20 protein-coding genes and 1 riboswitch are annotated in these 21836 nt (G+C 72.5%); of the genes, 9 read left to right on the top strand and 11 right to left on the bottom strand.

What is annotated here, in order from left to right:
- Positions 1-17: 17 nt before the first annotated feature.
- The 3 genes from JNO44_RS38765 to JNO44_RS38755 all read right to left on the bottom strand — a co-directional run bounded on the left by JNO44_RS38765 (position 18) and on the right by JNO44_RS38755 (position 2297).
- On the bottom strand, positions 18-647 hold the full coding sequence (locus JNO44_RS38765; RefSeq protein ID WP_205368673.1) for a dTDP-4-dehydrorhamnose 3,5-epimerase family protein: 630 nt from the start codon (positions 645-647) through the stop codon (positions 18-20).
- Positions 644-1654 carry a Gfo/Idh/MocA family protein gene (locus JNO44_RS38760; RefSeq protein WP_205368672.1) on the bottom strand — a complete coding sequence of 337 codons (1011 nt, stop codon included), beginning with the start codon at positions 1652-1654 and terminating at the stop codon, positions 644-646. The genes JNO44_RS38765 and JNO44_RS38760 overlap by 4 nt, the downstream gene beginning before the upstream one ends.
- Before the next feature lie 319 nt (positions 1655-1973).
- A complete protein-coding gene (locus JNO44_RS38755; protein WP_205368671.1) occupies positions 1974-2297 on the bottom strand; it encodes a putative quinol monooxygenase in 324 nt (107 codons plus the stop codon).
- 98 nt (positions 2298-2395) lie between these two features.
- Here JNO44_RS38755 and JNO44_RS38750 point away from each other — a divergent pair, with 98 nt between their 5' ends.
- The 3 genes from JNO44_RS38750 (at position 2396) to JNO44_RS38740 (ending at position 3873) form a co-directional block, all read left to right on the top strand.
- Complete coding sequence (locus JNO44_RS38750; RefSeq protein WP_205368670.1) at positions 2396-2776, top strand: ArsR/SmtB family transcription factor; 381 nt, start codon at positions 2396-2398, stop codon at positions 2774-2776.
- 130 nt (positions 2777-2906) lie between these two features.
- Complete coding sequence (locus JNO44_RS38745) at positions 2907-3218, top strand: cupin domain-containing protein (RefSeq protein ID WP_205368669.1); 312 nt, start codon at positions 2907-2909, stop codon at positions 3216-3218.
- Positions 3219-3492: 274 nt separating this feature from the next.
- Positions 3493-3873 carry a VOC family protein gene (locus JNO44_RS38740; protein ID WP_205368668.1) on the top strand — a complete coding sequence of 127 codons (381 nt, stop codon included), beginning with the start codon at positions 3493-3495 and terminating at the stop codon, positions 3871-3873.
- Positions 3874-3984: 111 nt separating this feature from the next.
- Here JNO44_RS38740 and JNO44_RS38735 read toward each other — a convergent pair whose 3' ends face one another.
- Positions 3985-5043: a LysR family transcriptional regulator gene (locus JNO44_RS38735; protein ID WP_205368667.1), complete on the bottom strand. Its 1059-nt coding sequence runs from the start codon at positions 5041-5043 to the stop codon at positions 3985-3987.
- Positions 5044-5170: 127 nt separating this feature from the next.
- On the opposite strand from JNO44_RS38735, the gene JNO44_RS38730 reads away from it, so the two are divergent.
- Positions 5171-5572 (top strand): carboxymuconolactone decarboxylase family protein, encoded by a 402-nt coding sequence (locus JNO44_RS38730; protein ID WP_052286558.1) that lies wholly within the window; start codon positions 5171-5173, stop codon positions 5570-5572.
- A 186-nt stretch (positions 5573-5758) separates the two neighbouring features.
- On the opposite strand, the gene JNO44_RS38725 is transcribed toward JNO44_RS38730, so the two are convergent.
- Positions 5759-6490: an MgtC/SapB family protein gene (locus tag JNO44_RS38725; protein ID WP_205368666.1), complete on the bottom strand. Its 732-nt coding sequence runs from the start codon at positions 6488-6490 to the stop codon at positions 5759-5761.
- Between the two features lie 91 nt (positions 6491-6581).
- Entirely contained in the window at positions 6582-8255 is a 1674-nt protein-coding gene (locus JNO44_RS38720; protein WP_205368665.1) for an NRAMP family divalent metal transporter, read from the bottom strand.
- 299 nt (positions 8256-8554) lie between these two features.
- Positions 8555-8726, bottom strand: a riboswitch (M-box (ykoK) riboswitch).
- Positions 8727-8879: 153 nt separating this feature from the next.
- On the opposite strand from JNO44_RS38720, the gene JNO44_RS38715 reads away from it, so the two are divergent.
- From JNO44_RS38715 to JNO44_RS38705, 3 genes are all read left to right on the top strand, one after another.
- Positions 8880-9659 carry a DUF1345 domain-containing protein gene (locus JNO44_RS38715; RefSeq protein ID WP_205368664.1) on the top strand — a complete coding sequence of 260 codons (780 nt, stop codon included), beginning with the start codon at positions 8880-8882 and terminating at the stop codon, positions 9657-9659.
- A gap of 452 nt (positions 9660-10111) precedes the next feature.
- Positions 10112-14071: an epsilon-poly-L-lysine synthase Pls gene (gene pls, locus JNO44_RS38710; RefSeq protein ID WP_205368663.1), complete on the top strand. Its 3960-nt coding sequence runs from the start codon at positions 10112-10114 to the stop codon at positions 14069-14071.
- On the top strand, positions 14068-15468 hold the full coding sequence (locus tag JNO44_RS38705) for a M1 family metallopeptidase (protein ID WP_205368662.1): 1401 nt from the start codon (positions 14068-14070) through the stop codon (positions 15466-15468). The genes pls and JNO44_RS38705 overlap by 4 nt, the downstream gene beginning before the upstream one ends.
- Before the next feature lie 57 nt (positions 15469-15525).
- Here JNO44_RS38705 and JNO44_RS38700 read toward each other — a convergent pair whose 3' ends face one another.
- From JNO44_RS38700 to uriH, 5 genes are all read right to left on the bottom strand, one after another.
- The gene (locus JNO44_RS38700) at positions 15526-16197 is read right to left on the bottom strand and encodes a class I SAM-dependent methyltransferase (RefSeq protein ID WP_205368661.1); all 672 of its coding nucleotides are present in this window, start codon (positions 16195-16197) and stop codon (positions 15526-15528) included.
- Between the two features lie 104 nt (positions 16198-16301).
- Positions 16302-16784, bottom strand: a complete 483-nt coding sequence (locus JNO44_RS38695; protein WP_205368660.1) for a DUF5709 domain-containing protein — start codon at positions 16782-16784, stop codon at positions 16302-16304.
- Between the two features lie 79 nt (positions 16785-16863).
- The gene (locus JNO44_RS38690; protein WP_039630317.1) at positions 16864-17280 is read right to left on the bottom strand and encodes a DUF2795 domain-containing protein; all 417 of its coding nucleotides are present in this window, start codon (positions 17278-17280) and stop codon (positions 16864-16866) included.
- A gap of 170 nt (positions 17281-17450) precedes the next feature.
- Positions 17451-18890 carry a uridine transporter UriT gene (uriT, locus tag JNO44_RS38685; RefSeq protein ID WP_205368659.1) on the bottom strand — a complete coding sequence of 480 codons (1440 nt, stop codon included), beginning with the start codon at positions 18888-18890 and terminating at the stop codon, positions 17451-17453.
- Positions 18887-19834, bottom strand: coding sequence for a uridine-preferring nucleoside hydrolase UriH (uriH, locus tag JNO44_RS38680; RefSeq protein WP_205368658.1), 948 nt, complete (start codon positions 19832-19834; stop codon positions 18887-18889). Before uriH ends, uriT begins: the two co-directional genes overlap by 4 nt.
- A 332-nt stretch (positions 19835-20166) precedes the next feature.
- On the opposite strand from uriH, the gene JNO44_RS38675 reads away from it, so the two are divergent.
- Both JNO44_RS38675 and JNO44_RS38670 read left to right on the top strand, forming a co-directional pair.
- Positions 20167-21216 carry a LacI family DNA-binding transcriptional regulator gene (locus JNO44_RS38675; RefSeq protein ID WP_205368657.1) on the top strand — a complete coding sequence of 350 codons (1050 nt, stop codon included), beginning with the start codon at positions 20167-20169 and terminating at the stop codon, positions 21214-21216.
- A gap of 83 nt (positions 21217-21299) precedes the next feature.
- Positions 21300-21815 (top strand): lytic polysaccharide monooxygenase, encoded by a 516-nt coding sequence (locus tag JNO44_RS38670; protein WP_073448704.1) that lies wholly within the window; start codon positions 21300-21302, stop codon positions 21813-21815.
- Positions 21816-21836 lie beyond the last annotated feature (21 nt).

Here is a 21836-nt window from a genome sequence, read left to right as displayed (position 1 = left end):
TCCCCGCCGGACCGGCGTCATGCCCGGCCACCCGCGGCGAGCGCGCCGTACTGCGCCAGGCAGTCGGCATAACTGGGCAGCAGCCCGGCGGCGGCGGCCTCCCGCGCGGTGGGGGCGGCCCGGTCCTTGTCGGACATCACCGGCTCCCCGGCCAGATCCCACGGGATGCCGATCTCGGGATCCAGGGCCTGCACATCGATCATGGTGCCGGGCACGTACTCGGCCGAGCAGAGGTAGTTCATGCACACGTCGTCGCTGAGCGCGAGGAAGGCGTGGCCGATGCCGTCGGCCATCAGGACCCCGATGCCGGAGCCCTCGTCCTGCCGGGTGATCTCGTAGCGCCCGAAGGTCGGCGAGCCCACCCGCAGGTCGACGGCCACGTCCAGGGCGCTGCCCCGGACACAGGTGACGAGCTTCTCCTGGCCGGGCGGCACGGACGTGGTGTGGATGCCGCGCAGCGTGCCGCGCCGGGAGACCGAGTAGTTGACCTGGCGGATCGGGAACGGGCGGCCCAGCGCCGCGCCGAGCGCCTCGGCGCGGAACGCCTCGTAGAAGTGGCCTCTGCGGTCCGGTATGTGGTGCGGCTCGATGCGGTAGGCGCCGGGTATCGACAGCTCGGTGACCGTGGCGCGCGGAGTGCGGCTCATGACACGTCCCCCGGGGCCTTCGTGCGGACCGCGCGGGCCGCGAGGGCGTCGATCGTCTCGGCCACCCGCTGCGACTCCGCCGCCGAAGCGGCCCGTTCGGCGGGCGCCTCGCCGCGGACCTCGCGGACGAACGCCGCCACGATCCTCGCGAACTGGTCGTCCGGCGGCAGGCTGATCTGCTCCCGGTGGTCCTGCCGGGCCACGTCGACGACGGGCTGGTGGCCGGGCGGCGGGGTGAAGGCCCGGTCCAGGCGCAGCCGGCCGGTGGACCCGGTGAGGGCGTACTCGGTCCGGTACGCGTGCTCCATGCCGAAGGTCAGCTGGGCCGGCACGCCCTCGGGGGTGACCAGCAGCGCGCTGCCCGACCGGACCACCCCGTCCGCCTCCCGGAGCGTCGCGCCCACCACCTCCAGGCGCGGCCCGAGGAACCGCAGGGCCGCGCGCACGGTGTAGACCGCCACGTCCAGCAGCGCCCCGGCGCCGAGGTCGGCGTGGTTGCGGATGTTGCTCTCCGGCAGCGGGGGGATGGTGAACGCGGCGCTGAATCCGCGCAGTTGGCCGATGGCCCCGTCCGCGAGGAGCCGGTCCACCGCGGTGTGCTGGGAGTGGTGCAGGAACATGGCGTTCTCCTTGAGCACCACCCCCCGCTCCTCGGCCAGCGCGAACAGCCGCGCGGTGTCGGCGGCCCGGGTCGACAGCGGCTTCTCGGCGAAGACGTGCTTGCCCGCGGTGAGCGCCCGCTCGATCCACCCCGCCTGGAGCATGGCGGGCAGCGGGATGTAGACGGCGTCCACGTCGGGACGCCGCAGCAGTGCGTCGTAGTCGGTCACCGCGGCATCGCCGAACCGCTCGGCGAACCGCCGGCCCTTCTCCGGCGAACGACTGGCGAAAGCGGTCAACCGGACGCCGGGATCGGCCGCGAGAGCCGGGGCCGTTCGGCGCCAGGCGATATCCGCGCAGCCGAGCACCCCGAATCCGAGCGGCGGGCATGAGGACGGCCTGGTCACGTCGGTGAACACCCCCTGCGACGCGGCGTGCCGCCGCCTGGGCAGACGGCCACCGCAACGGGAAAAGAAAACGGAAGACGGAAAACTTTGAGAATCGATCTGTGCAGACCCGAAACCGAAGGGTCGCTGCAGTGATTACAAAGGATCCGCTGCTAGGTGATTCCCTAGAGCCATCGGATTGTGCCCATCTGGCGGACTTCTTGACGAAATGTCAGTGTCTTTGTGGGTGCGGGTGTTACCTCCCTCCCTGGAGGAGAGGCTCCGCTGTCCCCGTCCGTCGTCCGTCGTCCGTTTCCGGGTCATGCGGGGCGGTGCCGGGTCACCCGCGACGGTCCCGTGTCCCGTACGGGCTGTGCATGGTGAGATACCGGATCTCCAGGTCCCGTTCCAGGTAGTCCATGCGGCGCTCCCAGAAGTCCTGGAGGTGCGGCAGGGCCAGGTGGGCGTCCAGGTCCTCCTTGCTCCGCCACGCTTCGTAGAAGACGAAGACGTCCGGCTCGTCGCGGTCCTCGTGGAAGTGGTACTCCAGGCAGCCCGGCTCCTGCCGCGTCGGCTCGACGAACGACAGCAGGAGCTCCCGCAGTTCCGTTGCGCGCTCGGGCTTGGGGCGGGCGGTGCCGACGAGGGTGAACGGCTGGTCCATGACTGATCTCCCATCCATAGGTACGGCATTCGTCGTACCTCTCGGACGGTAACGGTGACGCAAGGTACGATGCAAGTCATACCTTGGAGGTGGTGGTGATGCCCGATCGCGAGGGGCACCCCGAGCTGACGGAGATCGAGCTGGGAAAGGTGCTGTCCGCGCTGGCCGATCCGCTGCGGCGGCGGGTCGTGCGGGAGCTGGCGGGCGGGCCCGACGGCGAGGCGCGGACGTGCAGTTCCTTTGCTCTTCCCGTCGGCAAGGCGACCGTCACGCATCACTTCCGCACGCTGCGCGAGGCGGGGCTGATCCGTCAGGTCGATCGGGGCAACAGTCGGATGGCCACCCTCCGCCGGGCCGACATCGAGGACCGCTTCCCCGGACTGTTGTCGCTGCTGGTGGCGGAGGGGGTCGAGGAGGCCGGCGGGGCTGGTGGTGTCGGGGACGCCGGGGGTGCCGGGGGTGTCGGCCCGGCGGTGTGAGGTTTTGCCTTACGGTCGACCGGCGGAGCGCCGTCGTGTCATAGCGTCACTGCATCCCTTGCTCACGATTGCGGGCGTCTCCGGCGGCTGATGCGGCCCTCCGGTGCGGCGGCCCGCCAGGAGGTATGCCATGAACGTCGTCGCCCTGCAGGACAAGGCCGCGCAACTGCCCGATGCCTGGAGCTCGTTGCTGCTCGGCCGGGTCGGGGGCGCGGGGGTGAAGGTGCTGCGGATGGACGGGCGCCCTGTGGTGCCGGAATCCCATGACACGGCGGAAGCGCTGCTGGTGATGGACGGGGTGCTGCGGTTGACGGTCCACGGCGGCGAGGTCGAGGTGCACGCGGGGGAGATGTACCTCGTCGAGGCGGGGGTGGAGCATGCCGTGCGCCCCGGCAGTCGGGGCACGCTCGTCATCGTCGAACACGGCTCGGCGGCGCCCTAGGCGGGTCCGCGAATCCCCGCCTGACGTTCGGCGCTCCCCCAGCTCACGCCGGGAGGTACCCCCAGGCGCGACGCGACCTGGGCGCGTGCGCAACCAGCTGCCCCACTGCCCCGCCTGCAGCCCTCGCCCGGCCGGGCGAGGCGCGAGCCCCCAGAACCCCTTCCCGCCTGCCGGCCTCGCCCGGTACGGTCTCGACCACGTGCCGCGGCGGGGAGCCCAAGGGCTCCGTGCACGGCCGTCCCGGCAGTTCCCGCGCTGAGAGTAGGTTTCGGCCATGGCATCTCGGATCAGTGAACTCGTGCTCGATTGCCGCGATCCCGAGGTGCTGGCGCGGTTCTGGTGCGAGGTCCTGGACTTCGTCGTGCTCGATCGTGAAGAGGACGGCACCCTGGAGATCGGGCCGCGTGAGGGGTTCGGCGGCGCGCAGCCGACCATCATCCTCAGCCGTAGTGACGAGCCGGAGCAGGGCAAGTCCCGGCTGCACATCGATGTCAACGCCACCGACCGCGATCAGGACGCCGAGCTCGAACGCCTCCTGAAGCTCGGGGCGCGCCCGGCGGACATCGGCCAGACCGGCGACGAGCAGTGGCACGTCCTTGCCGACCCCGAGGGCAATGAGTTCTGCCTGCTCAAGGCCCGCCTCAACCCGCTCTGACGGCTCGGTGCCCCCGGCGCGGCGAGAGCGCGTGCCCGGGGGCACCTCCCAGCGTGAGCTGGGGGAGTGCCGAACGCCAGGCGGGACTGTGCGGACACGACCGGGGTCGTGTCACCGGCCTTGCCGTCGAACTCCCCTCTGTCGTGTCGGTCGTGCGGGGGTTGAGGATGCCGGCCGCGCCGCTCCGCTGCCGTCGGTGAGGGCGGTGCTGCCCGCGGCGTCAGTGGTGTCCGTGGCGTCAGTGGTGCTTGTGGGGCCCATGGCGTTGGGGCTGTCCGCGGGGGTGGTGGCGTCGGTGACATGGGTGAGGACGGTGCGGAGGCGTTCGACGAGTGGGTTGGTGTCGTCGGAGCGCCAGACCAGGTGGAGCGTGGTCGAGGTGCCGGCCAGTGGCCGGGGGGTGACGCCGATGCGGCGCAGCGCACGGTGCGAGTCGGCGAGCACCGCTGCGCCGAACTTGGCCGCGACCAGGGCCAGGAGGGTCTGCACGCTGCGGCCCTCGGCGCTGATCTGCGGCACGATCCCGGCGCCGTGGCACAGCGCGACGATCTCGTCGTAGGACCGGGGCGAGACGTCCCGGGGCCAGATGACCAGCGGGATCTGGCCCAGTGCCGCGAGCGGGGCGGGCTCGGAGGGGTAGGCCAGCGGGTGGCCGGCGGGCAGGAACAGCGTCAGCGGCTCGCGCCACCAGACCTGGGTGGACAGCCGGGCGTCGCGCATCGGGAGGCGCTGGACGGCGAGGTCGAATCGGCCCTCCAGAACGCCGGTGGACATCTCGGCGTCGTTGAAGCTCTCCTCCAACTGGAGGTGGACGCGGGGGAGTTCGCGCCGCACGCGGCCAAGTGCGGCGCCCAGCGGCCCGTTGATGCCCGACCCGGCGAAGGTCACGACCAGTCGCCCGGTGATGCCCTGGGCGGCCAGTCGTACGTCCTGCAAGGCGGCCTCCGCCTCGGCGAGCACGGTGGTCGCGCGGTGGACGAGTACCTGTCCGGCCGGCGTCGGGGTCAGTCCGCGCCCCTCCCTGACGAACAGCACAGTGCCCAATTGCCGTTCCATTTCGCGGAGTTGGCGACTGAGTGTGGGCTGCGTCAGATGCAGTCGGCGGGCCGCGCCGCTGATGCTGCCCTCTTCCGCGATCGCGACCACATAACCGAGCAGCCTTAGCTCCATCCATACCTCCCAGGCATGGCAAGTATAGAGGGTGATGCCTCAGAGGCAGATATGGAGGAGTTCTTGGGCCAGAGTGGAGGCGACGCACCGGCCGGACCGGAGCGCGCATCCGACCCCGAGGAGAACCATGAACCGCGAAGACCGCTACGCGTACGGCATGAAGGTGCTGGAGCAGGTGGACGGCGAGGCGGGAGCGCGGATCGTCGACTCCCTCGCCGACACCTCGCCGGAGTTGGGTCACCAGGTGGTGGCATGGGCCTTCGGCGACATGTATGCACGTCCCGAACTGGCGCCGCGCGAACGACAGTTGGTGACCCTGGGGGTGCTCACCGCGCTCGGCGGCTGCGAGATCGAGCTGGAGGTTCACCTCAACGCCGCGCTCAACGTCGGCCTGACCACCACCGAGATCACCGAGGCGCTGCTGCACTCGGCCGTGTACTGCGGCATGCCGCGGTCGATCAACGCCACGCTCGTCGCCAAGAAGGTCTTCGCCGAGCGCGGCCTGCTCCCCGTCACCAACCTCGGCTGAACGGTCCGACGCGGCGGGTGGGCGGCTGCCCGGCAGGGCGGAACCGGCGGACGGTGAAGGGGCCGAGGCGGTCGCCGCCCCTTCCGCGCCGGTCCGCACGCGGCGTTCGGAACGAGGCATCCGCACCGCGTGAGGTACACGTCGTGCCGGCGACGGCTACCGGGCGGGCCGGTGCGCGTCGTCGTGTCAGGCCAGTGCCCGCTGTTCCGGGGCGACTTCGGACTCGTCGAGGTGCCAGTGCAGGTCCCGGACGTCCGGCTCCAGGGAGAGTCGGGCGATGACCTGCTCCAGGGCCTGGGCGAGGTCGCCGGAGACGGTGACCGAGGCGCGGATGCCGGTGGTGTCCTCGGTGTCACGGCGGGCCCGGAGGCTGAAGGGGGTCAGATCGGAGGCGGTGAGCGCCTGGAGGAGCAGGGCGCGGATGTGCGTCTCCGCCCGGCGCTCGCAGACCACGTGGACGGTGGCGTGCACGGCCGCGTCGGGGTCGGAACCGGACGCCGGGGCCCGGTCCAGCAGCCGCCCGGCGGGGCGCAGCACGAGGTGCACCGCGAGCACGGCGAGGGTGCCGAGGACGGCGAATTCGAGGCGCCCGGAGGCGGCCAGGACGCCGACCGCGGCCGAGCACCACAGGGTGGCCGCGGTGTTCAGCCCGCGTACCCCGGCGCCGTCGCGCAGGATCACCCCGCCGCCGAGGAAGCCGATGCCGGAGACGACGTAGGAGGCGACCCGGGTGGGGCTGCCGGAGTCCCCGACGGCGGTGCTGTAGAGGACGAAGAGGGTGGCGCCGGCGGCGACCAGGGCGTTGGTGCGCAGCCCCGCCATCCGGGCGCGCCACTGGCGCTCGACCCCGATGAGTGCTCCGCAGGCCACACCGGTGGCGAGCCGGACCAGGAAGTCGACGATGGTCAGGGTGTGCACGGAGCACCTCCTCGGGGACGGGGAACGAGGGGACGGGGCCGGCGGCGGGCCGGCAGTGGGCCGATGTCGGGCCCGTGGCGGGTCGGGGTCCTCAGTGGCCGAGGGCGACCTGGACGATCTTGACGACGACCAGGGCCATCGCGAGCAGCAGGTACGTCCGCAGGGCGGCCAGGCCGACCTTGTGCCCGGTGGAGAGGACCGGGCGGGTCAGCGTCTCCAGGGGCGGCATCCGCCAGTCGTCCCGGCCGGTGCGGTCCACCGGCCGGCCGCCGCGCGCCCAGCCCTTGCGGCGCCGCCGCACCTCCGCGTACCCGAGCGCCAGGACGCCGGCCCCGCCGCAGCCGGCCATGATGCCGAGGATGGTGCCCGGGCCGAGGTCCGGGAAGAGGACGGCGGCGGTGAGGATCACCGACAGGGTGACCAGGACGCCGACGACGGCGGCCGTGAAGGCGTTGGTCCGGCGGCCGTTGACCCAGGGGCCGAGCACCGCCCGGTCGTTGCACAGGAGCAGCAGGAAGACCGAGGCGGAGGGCAGCAGCACCCCGGCCAGGGTCTGCACGCCCTCGGTGAGCAGCCCCAGCGGCGAGCCGGGAATCAGCACGATCGCGGCGGCCGCGGCGACCAGGCCCGCGTAGACGCCGTAGAACCCCTTGGCGCCGCCGACGCCGCGGTGCAGGGAGTGCCGGATGCCGAAGACGTCGCCGATGGCGTAGGCGGTGGACAGGGACACCGCGAACGCGCCGATGATCGAGGCGTCCAGCAGGGCGATGGCGAACAGCACCCCGGCGAGCTTGCCGGCGTGGGCGGCCAGGCCGTGCGCGATGCCGGCGGTGTCGGTGAAGGCGCCGGCGCCCGAGGTGCCGGCGAAAGCGGCGGCGGCGCAGCCCATCAGGGCGGCGGCGCCGAGCACCACGATGGCGATGCCGATCCACAGGTCGGCCTTCTCGTAGCCCATGTAGCGCGGGGTGATGCGCTTGTCGATGACGTAGGACTGCTGGAAGAACAGCTGCCAGGGGGCGACGGTGGTGCCGACGATGCCGATGATCAGCAGCATCACGGCCGACAACTGGCCCGGCCCGCCGGGGAGGTGCGGGACGACGAAGTCGTGGGCCATCCGGCCGGTGGACGGGTGGACCATGAAGTAGAGCGGGACGAGCAGCAGCGACGCCGCGCACAGCGCGATGGCGATCCGCTCGAACCGGCGGAACGACCCGGTGAAGGCGGAGGCGATGATCACGGCGGCGGCCAGCAGCACCGCGCCGACCTTGGGCAGTCCCAGGTAGCCGGCGGCGAGGGTGATGCCGATGAACTCCGTCACCAGCGTCAGCGCGTTGAGCAGGAACAGGTCGATGACTGAGAACGCGCCCCAGAACTTCCCGAACCGCTCCAGGATGAGCCGGGCGTGCCCCACGCCGGTGACGGCGCCCAGCCGCAGCACCATCTCCTGGTTGACGTAGAGGACCGGGACGAGCAGGAGCAGGGTCCACAGCAGGTGGGTGCCGTAGTTCTGGCCGGCCTGGCCGTAGGTGGTGAAGGCGCCGGCGTCGTTGTCGCCGACCATCACGATCAGGCCGGGGCCGACGATGGCCAGCAGGGTCTTGAGCTTGGCGGACAGGCCCCGGCGCGGGGCGGTGTCGTCGTGCTTGATGGTGCCGAGCGCGCCGCGGATGTCACCGGTGTGCGCGTCGTCGAGCACCGCGGTGGCGTGCGGGGCCGGGGCCGTGGTCGTGGCCCCGGCCGTGGAACGGATCGTGGTGTCGGTCATGGCAACCTCCCAAGTCCCCCGAGCGGGGGAGGTGTTGGGGGCGCGGGGCAGTCATCTCCCCTGCGCGGGCGCGCAGCACGGCGACCCGTGACGGCGGTGGGCCGTACGGGGGCGTGGGGCGGCGGGGAGGCCGCGCAGGGGAGATGACTACCGCGTGCCGGAAGTGAGCGAGGGCAGACGGAAGGGGGGCCGATGATGGCCCGGACTACTGCATTCCATGTCTCTCGCCTCCTTCCGGCCGGGGCGCGTCGGGCGCGCCGTCGTCGATCCGGCAAGGAGCGGACCAGTCGCCGTCGACCGGCTCACCCCTACTCGTCAGAGCTTTGGCACGTCACGGCGTAGCCCCGTGTGCGGGCAGCCACTTGGGGTCACCCCTTGGGCCGGGGAGACCTGTCCTGATCCGGAGCGTCTCTCGACGGGTGGGATCAGTGGCCTGTGTCCGTGACGACGCCTCACCGAACGAGGTGCTCGCTTCGTCAAACCTCTAGGAGTCTAGACCCTGCCCACGGGGTACTTGCACAAGGACGCAAGTTCTTGACCGACTCTTAACCCCGCGGCGGATCCGTCCCGGCGTCCGGGACGGGCTGCTGGACACCGCTGCGACCTCGGGTGAGCATGAGGCGCATGTCCGAGAACCCCGAGCCCGGCAAGGCGGGCGAAGCCGGTACCGAAGCCGAGCGGCTGGACCGCATCGAGGCGCTGCTGGCGCCTGCCGTCGCGGGGGTGGAGGAGGCCGGACGGCGGCTGCGGCCGGCCTGGCGGCGGGTCACCCGCGGTGAGCCCCGCTGGCCCTCGACGCTCGCGATGCTGGTGGCGGTGGCGCTCCAGTGGCGGCTGCCGGAGCGGCTGGCGATCCATCCGGAGTGGCTGCTGCCGGGGCTGGAGACCGCGCTGCTGCTGGTGCTGGTGGCGGCCGACCCGTACCGCATCGAGCGGGTCTCCCGGCTCTACCGGTGGGCGGGGCTGGTGCTGATCGCGATGATCAGCGCGGCCAACGGGTGGTCCGCGGTCCATCTGGTGATCGGCCTGGTGCGCGGCACGGAGGGTCAGGACGCCGGGGAGCTGCTGGCGACCGGTGGCGCCATCTGGGCCACCAACGTCATCGTCTTCGCGCTCTGGTACTGGGAGTGGGACCGCGGCGGCCCGGTCGCCCGGGTCCACGCCGTGCGCCGCTACCCCGACTTCCTCTTCCCGCAGATGGCGACGCCGGAGATGGCCCCGGAGCACTGGGAGCCGCAGTTCGCCGACTACCTGTACCTGTCCTTCACCAACGCCACCGCCTTCAGTCCGACCGACGTGATGCCGCTGACCCGCTGGGCGAAGCTGCTGATGCTGCTCCAGTCGGCGGTCTCGCTGCTGACGGTGGTGCTGGTGGTGGCCCGTGCGGTCAACATTCTCAAGTAGACGGACATCGGGCCCGGTTGGGATGACCTCCGGTGGGCGCCCCGAGGTGTAGAGGGGGCCTTTCGAGGGTATGGCGGCATCGTGACGGGACGGTGAGACGGGTCTGAGAACTTCATGAATACTTGTTCAATTGCGCAATCATTTGGCCAAGGTTTGACTGGTTGACCCGTAACCAATCGCTCACAAGGCTCTGACCTGCACTTTTGTCGCTTCGGGGCGGCGGTGCCGAAAACAATCTCCGGTCGGAGTCAATTCTTTCTCACGCCGTGGTCAGGTGTCGGGGCCAATTTCCCGCTGCTGCCTGGCCAAGCGCGCATCGGCCGCTTTCACAACACGTTCGAATGGTGGATCTGTGGGTCCCCAGCGAGAACCCATGCCTGGTCAGCGGCATCTCTAGTGGCGAATGTCCGAGGGTCTCCACCCACCGGCACCGACACAACAGAGGCATAACGATGTCGTCGCCCCTTCTCGAATCGTCCTTCGAGCCGTCAGAGCCACTGCCCGCACGGGCCGTTTACCGCACCGTCGGCACCCCGGCCCCGCGGACCCTGCTCGACGTGCTCGACGCCACCGCAGCCGCACACCCCCAGGCGATCGCCCTGGACACGGGCGCCGAGGTGATCACCTACCGCGACCTGTGCAGCGAGACCGAACGTCGTGCACGGCAGCTCAGGGACCTCGGGATCGGTCCCGGCGACCGGGTCGGAGTCCGCGTGCCCTCCGGAACCGCCGAGCTGTACCTGTCGATCCTCGCCGTGCTGCGCAGCGGAGCGGCGTACGTCCCGGTCGATGCCGACGACCCCGACGAGCGGGCCGCCACCGTCTTCCGGGAGGCCGCCGTCTGCGCCGTCCTCGGCCCGGCCGCCCCGCCGCCCGCCCTGGCCCGGCCCGCCGGGGCGCCACGTCCCCCGGGCCTCCAGGACGACGCCTGGATCATCTTCACATCGGGTTCGACCGGCGCGCCCAAGGGCGTCGCGGTCAGTCACCGCGCCGCCGCCGCCTTCGTCGACGCCGAGGCCGTCCTGTTCTGCCAGGACCGGCCGCTGGGCCCCGGCGACCGGGTACTGGCCGGATTGTCCGTCGCCTTCGACGCCTCCTGCGAAGAGATGTGGCTCGCCTGGCGGCACGGCGCCTGCCTGGTGCCCGCCCCCCGCTCGCTGGTCCGCGCCGGCCACGAACTCGGCCCGTGGCTGGTCGAGCGGGGCATCACCGTGGTCTCCACCGTGCCCACCCTCGCCGCGCTCTGGCCCGACGAGGCGATGCGCCGGGTCCGGCTGCTGATCGTCGGCGGCGAGGCGTGCCCCGCAGCTCTCGTCGACCGCTTCGCCGGATCCGGCCGCGAGATGTGGAACACCTACGGCCCGACCGAGACCACCGTCGTCGCCTGTGCCGCCCGCCTCCGGCCGGGCCAGCCGGTCCGCATCGGCCTGCCCCTGGAGGGCTGGCAACTGGCCGTCGTGGACCGGGCCGGCCGGCCGGTGCCCTACGGCGCCGAGGGCGAGTTGCTCATCAGCGGCGTCGGCACCGCCCGCTACCTCGACCCGGTCAAGGACGCCGAGCGCTTCCGGCCCGACGACGTCCTGGACACCGCTCGCGCCTACCGCACCGGCGACCTGGTCCGCGCCGAACCCGAGGGCCTGCTCTTCGTCGGCCGCGCCGACGACCAGATCAAACTCGGCGGCCGACGCATCGAGTTGGGCGAGATCGACGCCGCGCTGGCCGCCCTGCCCGGCGTCCTCGGCGCCGCCGCGGCCGTCCAGACCACCCCGGCCGGCACCCAGGTCCTGGTCGGCTACGTCGTCCCCGAGCAGCGCACCGCCGACGGCTCCAGCTTCCAGCAGGACAAGGCCCGCGCGCTGCTCCAGGAACGGCTGCCGGCGCAGCTCGTGCCCGTCCTCGCGGAGGTCGAGAGCCTGCCCACCCGGACGTCCGGCAAGGTCGACCGCAAGGCGCTGCCCTGGCCGCTGCCGACCGCCCCGGTCGACGGTGCGGCCGGCGCCCCGGCTCCGGCGCTGCACGGCACCGCTGCCCGCCTCGCCAGCATCTGGGAGGAACTCCTGGGCGTCCGGCCCGGCCCGGACAGCGACTTTGTTTCCCTCGGCGGCACCAGCCTGGTCGCCGCCCGGATGGCCTCCCAGCTCCGCGCCCACCACCCCGGCGTCTCGGTCGCCGACCTCTACCGCCACCCGGTGCTGCGCGACATGGCCGAGCACCTCGACTCGCTCGGCGGCCCGGTGGACGAGGTCCGCCCGGTCCGCCCCGTCCCGCGCCGTGCCGGCGTCGTCCAACTCCTCGTCCAGACCGCCCTGTACGGCGTCGCCGGCCTGCGCGGACTGGTCGGGCTCGCGCTCGGCGACAACATCCTCGGCTGGCTCGCCCCGCAGGTCTGGGCCCCGCACACCGCCTGGTGGCTGATCATCGTCGGCTGGGTGGTGCTCTACAGCGCCCCGATGCGCTGCGCCCTCGGCGCCCTCGCCGCCCGGACGCTCGCCGGCTCGATCCGGCCCGGCGCCTATCCGCGCGGCGGCGCCACCCATCTGCGCCTGTGGACCGCCGAACGCGTGGTCGCAGCCTTCGGCATCCCGTCCCTGCTCGGTACGCCCTGGGCGCGGCTGTACGCCCGGACCCTGGGCTGCACCACCGGGCGGAACGTGGCGCTGCACACCATGCCGCCGGTCACCGGCCTCGCCGAACTCGGCGACGGCTGCAGCGTCGAACCCGAGGCCGACATCTCCGGCTGGTGGCTCGACGGCGACACCCTGCACATCGGCGCGGTCCGGATCGGCGCCGGTGCCCGGGTCGCCCACCGCAGCATGCTGATGCCCGGCGCCGTCGTCGGACAGGGCGCCGAACTCACCGCCGGTGCCTGCCTGGACGACGAGATCCCCGAGGGCGCCTGCTGGTCCGGCTCCCCGGCCCGCCCGGCCGGCGCCGCCGAGCGGATGGCCGGCGCCGCATGGCCCGCCCCGCGCTGGCGGCGTTCGCTCGGCTGGAGCGCCGCCTACGGGCTCTCCCTGCTGGGCCTGCCGCTGCTGGCGCTGCTGTCCACCGCCCCCGCACTGGTCGGCGCGTACTTCCTGCTCCGCGACAGCGGCACCCTCGCCACCGCGGCGGTCCGCCTGCTGCTGGCCGTCCCCGTCTTCACGCTCGTCACCACCGGCTCCTCGATCCTGGTGACCGCCGCCGCGGTGCGGCTCCTCGGCCGCGGCATCAGGCCGGGGCTGCACCCGGCGAGCGGCGGCGTTGCCTGGCGCGCCTGGCTGGTGACCCGCCTCCTGGACGGCGCCCGCGGCAGCCTCTTCCCGCTCTACGCCAGCCTCGGCACCCCGCACTGGCTGCGGCTGCTCGGCGCCAAGGTCGGCAAGCACGCGGAGATCTCCACCGTGCTGCCGCTGCCCTCCCTGCTGCACGTCGACGACGGCGCCTTCCTGGCCGACGACACCCTGGTCGCCCCCTTCGAACTCCGCGGCGGATGGCTGCGGTTGGGGACCGTCCGGATCGGCCGCCGGGCCTTCGTCGGCAACTCCGGCATCGTCGACCCCGGCCACGACGTCCCCGACCACAGCCTGGTCGGCGTGCTCTCCAACGCACCCGCCGACGGCGAACCCGGGATGTCCTGGCTGGGCCGGCCCGCGATGCCGCTGCCCCGGGTGGCGGCCCAGGCCGACCCGGCGCGCACCTTCGCGCCGCCGCGCAAGCTGGTCCTGGCCCGCGCCGCCGTCGAACTGTGCCGGGTGCTGCCCCTGATGTGCGGAGTGGCCCTCGCCGAGGGCGTGTTCCTCGCCGAGCAGGACGCCTTCACCCGCGGCGGCCTCGGCCTCGCGGCGCTGGTCGGCGCCCCGCTGCTGCTGCTCTCGGGCCTGTTGGCGCTGCTCATCACGACCCTGGCGAAGTGGACGCTGGTCGGCCGGTTCACCGTCGGCGAGCACCCGCTGTGGTCGCCGTTCGTCTGGCGCAACGAGCTCTACGACACCTTCGTCGAGTCGCTCGCCGTGCCGTCGATGGCCGGCGCCTTCACCGGCACCCCGGTCCTCAACTGGTGGCTGCGCACCCTCGGCGCCAAGATCGGCCGCGGCGTCTGGCTGGAGAGCTACTGGCTGCCGGAGACCGACCTGATCACCCTCGCCGACGGCGTCAGCGTCAACCGCGGCTGCGTGCTGCAGACCCACCTGTTCCACGACCGGATCATGCGCCTGGACACCGTCCGGCTCGCCGAGGGCTCCTCGCTCGGCCCGCACGGCATCGTGCTCCCCGGCACCGACGTCGGCGCGCGCGCCTCGATCGCACCGTCCTCCCTGGTCATGCGCGGTGAGAGCGTGCCCGCGCACACCCGCTGGGCCGGCAACCCGATCGCCGGCGAACGCCCGACCCGTCCCGCCGCGGCGCTCGCGGAAGGTGGTGCTGCCGCGTGACCCGATGCAGTCGGCGCGCCCTCATCAGGGGCGCCGCCCTGCTCCCGCTCGTCGCGACGGTCGCCGACGGCCTGGGCGGATCGCGCCCCGACCGCTACTTCCCGCGGCACGGCACCTACGCGCACGACACGGTCTCCTACGACCTGCACCTGTCCTATCGCCCGGCCGACGGCAGCCTCGACGGCCGGGCCCGCATCGAGGCGGTGGCCAACGAGCCCCTGAACCGGGTGGAGTTGGACCTCTCCCGGCTCAGCGCGCACACCGCCCGGATCGACGGGACCCGGATCCGGGCCCGTCAGCAGAACGGCAAGCTGTACCTGGACACCCCGCACCCGCTCGCCACCGGCACGCGCTTCACCGTGGACGTCGGCTACCGCGGCCGGCCCCGGCCGGTCCGCTCGCCGTTCGGCCCGATCGGCTGGGACCGCACCGGCGACCCGCACGACGGCACGATGGTCGCCTCCCAGCCGCTCGGCGCCCCGTCGTGGTTCCCGTGCAACGACCGGCCCGACGACAAGGCGGCCTTCACCTTCCGGATCACCGTCCCGCACGGTCAGCACGCCCTCGCCAACGGCACCCTGCTCGAACGCCGCCGCGACGGGCACCGCGAATGCTGGACCTACCACCACCCCGGCCCCATGGCCCCGTACCTCGCCGCGCTCTACACCGGCCGCTTCCGGCACGACAGCGGCACCGCCCACCTCGGCCCGGAGCACCCGTCGATCGCGCTGCACAACTCCTACCCGTCGTGGATGGCCGAGGACGCCGCGCACGACCTGGCCCGCCAGCCGGAGATGCTCCGGGCGTTCAGCGGCCACTTCGGCCGCTACCCGTTCGAGGCGTACGGCGCGGTGGTCGTCGACGCCGAACTCGCCGCCCCGGTCGAGAACCAGACCCGGTCGGTGTTCGGCAGCAACCACATCGACGGGGAGCGCGGCGCGGAGACCCTGGTCGCGCACGAGATCGCCCACCAGTGGTACGGCAACAGCGTCAGCCTGCGCGACTGGCGCGACATCTGGCTCAACGAGGGCTTCGCCACCTACGCGGAGTGGCTGTGGTCCGAGCACATCGGCGAGGACAGCGCCGACGAGATCGCCCGCCGTGAGTGGCGCTCGCTGCGCGACCGCCCCCAGGACCTGCGGGTCGCCGACCCCGGTCAGCGGCGGATCTTCGACGACCGGGTCTACGTCCGCGGCGCGTGCGCCCTGCACGCGCTCCGCCGGTCCGTCGGCGACAGCCGGTTCTTCGCCGTGCTGCGCGGCTGGCACGGCGAGCACCGCGGCGGCAGCGCCAACACCGCGGCGTTCCTGGCCCATGCCGAACGCTGTGCCGGCCCGGTCCGCCCGCTGCTGCACAACTGGCTGTACGAGAAGCCGCTGCCCGCGCTGGCGGCCTGAGAACCCGGTACCCCGGTGGCGGACGGCCGACCCGCCCGCCACCGAGGACGGCCCCGGTCAGCCCCGGCGCCGCACCTTCAGCGCCGCGTCCGTCCGCTGGGCCGGCTGCCCGTCGGGGCCGTGCTGCACCCGCGCGAACTCCTCGCTGAGCTGCACCTCCCACTCCTGTGCGGGGAGTGCGAGGGCCGCCAGCACCTCCTCGGTCGTCGGGAAGCGCTCCATCGGGTGCGCCTGCGCGTGCTCCCAGGGCGGCGCCCCGGCGTGCCCGACGACCAGCAGCACCCCGCCGGGCGCCACCGCCGACGCCGCGGTCCGCAGGATCCGCTCCCGGAAGATCTCGCCCGGATTGTGCAGGAACTGAGCCGAGACCAGGTCGAATCCGCCCTCGGGGAACGACTCCGTCAGGTCGCGCCGCTGCCAGTCGACGCGGTCGGCGACCCCGGCCGCCGCGGCCTGTTCCGCGGCCCGGCCCAGTGCCACCCCGGACACGTCGACCGCGGTGACCCGCCAGCCCTGCGTGGCCAGCCAGATCGCGTCCGCACCCTCGCCGCACCCCAGGTCCAGCGCGGTGCCCGGGGCCCGGTCACGGACCTCGCGGACCAGTACGACGTTGGGGTTCCCGCTCCATATCCGGTCGCTCTCGGCGTACCGGGCGTCCCAGAACTCCTCGTCGGGGACCGTGTCCGTGCCGCTGCCGCTGCCGCTGCCGCTGCCATGGCCGTGGTTCATGGATGTGCTCTCCTCTTCGTCCGGTCACGGCACAGCGTCCGCCGTACGCCGACCGTCCGGCAAAGTCTGTTGCCGATCCCGCAACGGACCGGAGGGAGCCTCCGTTAAACCTCGCCCTCGACCACCCCGCCCACGTCGTGGGCGATGTGCACCGCCGCCTCCTCGGCGGACGCCGCACCCCCGTCGATCCCGACGTCCCGGGCGACGATGTCGTTGCTGCCGCCACCGCGCCAGAAGCCCTCGTCGTAGCTGACGATCCGGCCGGCGCGCTCCTCGCCGACCTGGTCGTCATAGGGCTCGCCGGCGCCGTCCGGCAGATCCCCGATGCCGTCGCCGTCCGGTGCGCAGACGTCCGGCAGCTCGCTGGCGAGCCGATGGGCCAGGGACTCGCGGTCGTGCTGCTCCTGCGCGGTGGTCCCCTCGTGGTTCACCACGAACGGGCGCTCCGGTGGCGAATAGCCGGTGTCCAGCGCCTCGTCGAGCCCCGGCTCGTCCAGGGCGTCCTCCATGTCGAGGTCGTTGGGATAGTCCTGCGGATCGGATCTGGGCGGCTGGTAGACCTCGTCGCCCATGGCGTCGTCGGACATTGCCGCCCTCCTCCTCGCCTCAGTGTCGGGTGGTGTCGCGCCCTCAGTGGCATTGTCCGCCAGCGAGCGCTCCTCGGCCTCAGGAGCGCCGGTCCTCGGTGCCCAGCCCGAGCGACTCGGCGATGCCCTGCACATTGCCGTACCGGTGGTGCGCGGGCAGCTGCTCGGCCATCGTGACCAGGCGGTCCGGGGCGTGGTTGCTGCGCAGGGTACGGATGATGTCGTTGCGCTCGGCCGGATAGAGGCTGCGGCCGAGGTACTGCGCCAGTTCGGAGCGCACACCGACGTCGCGTTCCGACATGCCGTGCGGGGTGCCACCGCGGTAGATGCTCTCCGGTGACGGCGCCGCCACCGGCTGGTCCTCGCCGGCCGGCTCCAGTTCGCGGTTCTCGTCCGCGCGCAGCGAACGGTCCATGGTCAGCTGGCTCCGAAGCTGCTTCTTCATCATGTCGTCCCGGGCGGGACCGGTCTTGTCCATGCCGTGTTCCATGACCATCTGCCTCCGTTGCCTCCTGTTCCAGTCTCCCTTTTCCCCTCGTGCTGACAACACGACGGAGGTCGGGGCAGGGAGCGGGCGCCGGCCGGCGCCCCGCGCGGGAGGAAACGCGACCGCCCGCCGCCCCGGGGGTCCGGGTGCGGCGGGCGGTCGGTGCGCGGCCCGCGCCGTCAGTCCTGGGCCTCGGCCGCCACCGGCTTCGGGATCAGGAACGACGTCGCGATGGCGAGCGCCAGGATGACCACACCGGCGATCATGCCGGCGGTGTAGCCGCCGGCCGAGGTCGGATCGGCCGGCGCCAGCGCGGTCTTCACCGCGTACAGCGCCGCGAAGCTCAGCCCCGCGCCGAGGTTGAAGGCGCCCGCGTTGAGCCCGGGCAGGAAGCCGGGGTTCTCACCGGGGGAGAGGACGATGCCGAGCCCGTTGAGCACGATGTTGGCCACGCCCGCGTAGGTGATGCCGACCAGCAGCGAGGTCACCAGCAGCAGTCCGTGCGTCTGGCTGTGCATCGTCAGCAGCATCAGCACCACCGACCCCACGGAGCCGAAGAGGCCCAGCCGCAGGATCCGGCCGTAGCCGAAGGTCGCGGCGAGTCGGCCGGCCACCGGGCCCATCGCCAGCCCGGCGAGCGCGTACGGCGTCAGCGTCCACCACGCGGACTGCTCGGCGGACATCCCCAGACCGGCCTGGGCGTCCTGGGCGAAGGCCGGGATCAGCCCGTTCATCACCGCGAACACGCCGGTCATGGTCAGCACCGTGGTCAGCAGCAGCGACCAGGTGGCCCGCTGCTTGAGGTGCCGGGTGGCGACCAGCGGGTGCCCGCTGCGGTTCTCGGTCCGCCAGAACAGCGCGAACGCGGCGGCGGCCAGCACGACCAGCACGGCGATCATCGTCCAGTCGGCGTCGGCCAGCTTCCCGGCCTCGTTCAGCGCGATCAGCAGCGCGCCGACCGAGACCACCAGCAGTGCCACGCCCGGCCAGTCCATCCTGGACGCGGTGGCGGCCTTGGACTCCGGGGTCAGGGTCGCCACCAGGGCGGTGGCCACGGCCGCGACGACGCCCATCGCCCAGAAGACCGACTGGAAGCCGTGGTGGTCGGCGAGGTAGCCGCCGGCCAGCGAGTCGACGCCGGCGATACCGCCGTTGACGGCGGTGATCACGCCCAGCAGGGTGCCGTACTTCTTCGGCTCCTTGACCTCGACGCGCAGCATGATCAGGCACAGCGGGACGACCGGCCCGCTCACGCCCTGGATGATCCGCCCGGCGAACAGCATCGGGATGCTGGTCGCCAGCGCGGCGACCACACAGCCGACGGCCATCAGGCCGAGCATGCCGGCCAGCACCCGGCGCCGGCCGAAGACGTCGCCCAGCCGGGGCAGGAACAGCGAGAACAGCGCCGCGGACGTGAAGAACGCGGTCTGGGTCATGCCCACCTCGGCGGAGCTGGCCCCGAGCGAGTCCTCGATGCTCTTCAGCGCCGGGCTGAGCATGCTGGCGTTCAGCTGGAAGGCGAAACAGGCCGCGAGCAGCGCGGTGACCAGCACGCCGATCCGGACGCCGGACCCGCCGCCGGAAACCTCGGTGGTACGTGGTGCGGTGGAGATGTTCATGCCCGGCCTTCGCCGATCCGCTCCAGGGCGTCCACCACGAGGTTCCAGAACCGCTCGTGGTCGAGCTTGACCGCGACCTGTGTGTGGCAGTCGGCTGGTGCCGGCGCCCGGAAGTCGGTGACGGTCATGCCCAGGGTCAGCGCGCCGCGCAGCTCGATGTCGACCGGCGCCTTGCGGACGGTCATCACGTCCGGGTCGATGACGTACGCCACCGCGCACGGGTCGTGCACCGGCGGGTGGTCGAAGCCCTGGTTCTCGCGGTACGCCTCGCGGAAGAAGTCCAGCAGCTCCAGCACGAAGCGGGACGGTGCGGTGCCGACCGCGGCGATCTTCGCCTCGACCTCGGGGGTGGCCAGCGCCTGGTGGGTGAGGTCCAGGCCGACCATGGTGACCGGCCACTTCTCGTTGAAGACGATGTGCGCGGCCTCGGGGTCGATGATGATGTTGAACTCGGCGACCGCGCTCCAGTTGCCCTCGTGGTAGCCGCCGCCCATCAGGACGACCTCGCGCACCCGCTCGGCGATCCGGGGCTCCTTGCGCACCGCCATGGCGATGTTGGTCAGCCCGGCCGTGGGGACGATGGTGATCTCGCCCGGCTCGTGCGCCATCACGGTGTCGATGATCAGGTCGACGGCGTGCCGGCGGTCCAGCTCGAAGGCCGGCTCGGGCAGTTCGGGCCCGTCGAGGCCGGTCTCGCCGTGGATGTCGGGGGCGGTCTCGATGGACCGGACCAGCGGACGCGGGTTGCCCGCGGCGAACGGCACACCGGTGATGCCGGCGATGGCCGCCACCGACAGCGCGTTGCGGGTCACCTTCTCCAGCGTCTGGTTCCCGACCACGGTCGTCACGGCGACCAGTTCGACGTCGGGATTGCCGTGGGCCAGGAGCATGGCGATCGCGTCGTCATGCCCCGGGTCGCAGTCGAGGATGATCTTTCTGGCCAACGGGAGAGCCCCTTTGCTCTGCGGAACGGTGAAGCGGGGTGAACTCGATCTCTGGGGCGCGCCAGCCAGGGGCACGGCGTCAGCCGCTCCAGTGGAGCCGGTGCTCGCACCGGGCGCTACCTCGGGAAAACGTTCTCCGGAAATTTCGCTCATGCCACGCGGAGATGTCAATGAAACGTCAACGAAGTGTGAGGCAAACGACCTGCTTACCCGCTGGTACGGAGCGCACGGAGCTGGTACGCCTGTGCACGGGCGGTGATAACGTTTGCCGCCATCGTCCGGGACGGCGCGGTGTGCAGGGCCGCCGTCCCGTAGTGGAAGGGCACGCCGTCGTGGCCGAAGTGACCTTGCGGGACGTCGCGCGGGCGGCGGGCTGCTCCGTCGCCACCGTCTCCCGAGTGCTGGCCGGCACCCGCCCGGTGGGAGCCGAGACCGCGCGCGCCGTGCGGGAGGCCGCCGACCGCCTGGACTACCGCCCCAACGAGGTCGCCCGCGCGCTGCGCAGCCGCTCCACCGGCACCGTCGGCCTGGTCCTCCCGCAGATCACCAACCCCTTCTTCCCCTCCCTGGTCCGGGAGTTGGAGCACGTCCTGCACGCCGAGGGCCGGGCCGTGCTGCTCGCCGACTGCGACGACGACCCGGAGACCGAGGCCGCCCGGATCGGCGCCCTGTTGGGCCGCCGGGTGGACGCCCTGCTGCTCATCCCGGTCGACGAGCGGCGCAGCCGGGAGGCGGTGGCCGCCGCCGCGGCGCAGGTGCCGCTGGTGCTGTTGGACCGGGGCTGCGGCCCCGGCGTCGCCGACTCGGTCGCGGTCGACAACGCGGCCGGGATGGCCCTCGTCCTGGAACACCTCGCCGCCACCGGCCGCCGTCGCCCCTGTTTCCTCGGCGCCGCCGGGACCGCCTCGGCGGCGGCCGAACGGCGCGCCGCCTACGCGGCGGGGGTGGCCGCCCTCGACCCGTCCGCACCGGAACGCGCGGTGCTCGGCGACTTCTCCGTGGAGTGGGGCCGGGCCGCCGTGGACCGCATCTGGCCCGCCCGCCCGGACGCGGTGGTCTGCGCCAACGACCTGATCGCGGCCGGCGCGCTGCAACGCCTGCGCCAGCTCGGCGCCGACGTGCCCGGCGAGGTCGCGGTCACCGGCTTCGACGACGTCCCGCTGGCCGGCCTGGCCGATCCGGCGCTCACCACGGTCCGTCAGCCGGTGGCCGAACTGGCCGCCGAGGCCGCCCGGTTGCTCACCCGTCGCCCGGCCACGGCCACGGCCCCGGTCCCCGGCCCCCGCCGTCCGGTCCGCACCGTGCGCCTCGCGCCGGAGTTGGTGGTCCGGGCGTCCAGCGCGCCGGGCGGGGTGCGCGGCGAGCCCTGCGCGACCTCTTGACCGTACGCGGTCAGAGCGTTAAGTCTAGACCAATCACCTGGCATGCCCTCACGTCAACCACCCCCCTACGCGAAAGGGTTGACATGAACAAGAAGAGAAGGCTGGCCCTCGCCCTGGGCGCCGGCATCGCCCCCCTCCTCGTCGTCGGTCTGCCGGTCGGCTCGGCCAGTGCCCACGGTTACGTCTCCTCGCCTCCTAGCCGGCAGGCCCAGTGCGCCGCCGGCACCGTCGACTGCGGCCCCATCAAGTGGGAGCCGCAGAGCGTCGAAGGGCCCAAGGGGCTGACGAGTTGCAGCGGCGGCAACAGCCAGTTCGCCGACCTGGACGACGACTCCAAGCCGTGGAAGGTCACCCCGATCAACAGCAGCCAGACCTTCACCTGGCGGTTCACGGCCCGGCACGCCACCACCAACTGGCAGTACTTCGCCAACGGCCAGAAGGTCGCCGAGGTCGACGGCCACGGTGCCCAGCCCCCGGCCGAGGTCTCCCACACCGTCAACTTCGGCAACATCAAGGGCCAGCAGAAGATCCTCGCGGTCTGGAACATCGCCGACACCGCGAACGCCTTCTACGCCTGCATCGACGTCAACATCGGCTAAGGGTTGTCCCGTAATTCCTGG

The sequence above is a fragment of the Streptomyces noursei genome, from assembly GCF_016917755.1.
GTDB lineage: Bacteria > Actinomycetota > Actinomycetes > Streptomycetales > Streptomycetaceae > Streptomyces > Streptomyces yunnanensis.
The sequence above is the reverse complement of the archived record's forward strand: the minus strand, read 5'-3'. Positions and strand labels throughout refer to the sequence as shown.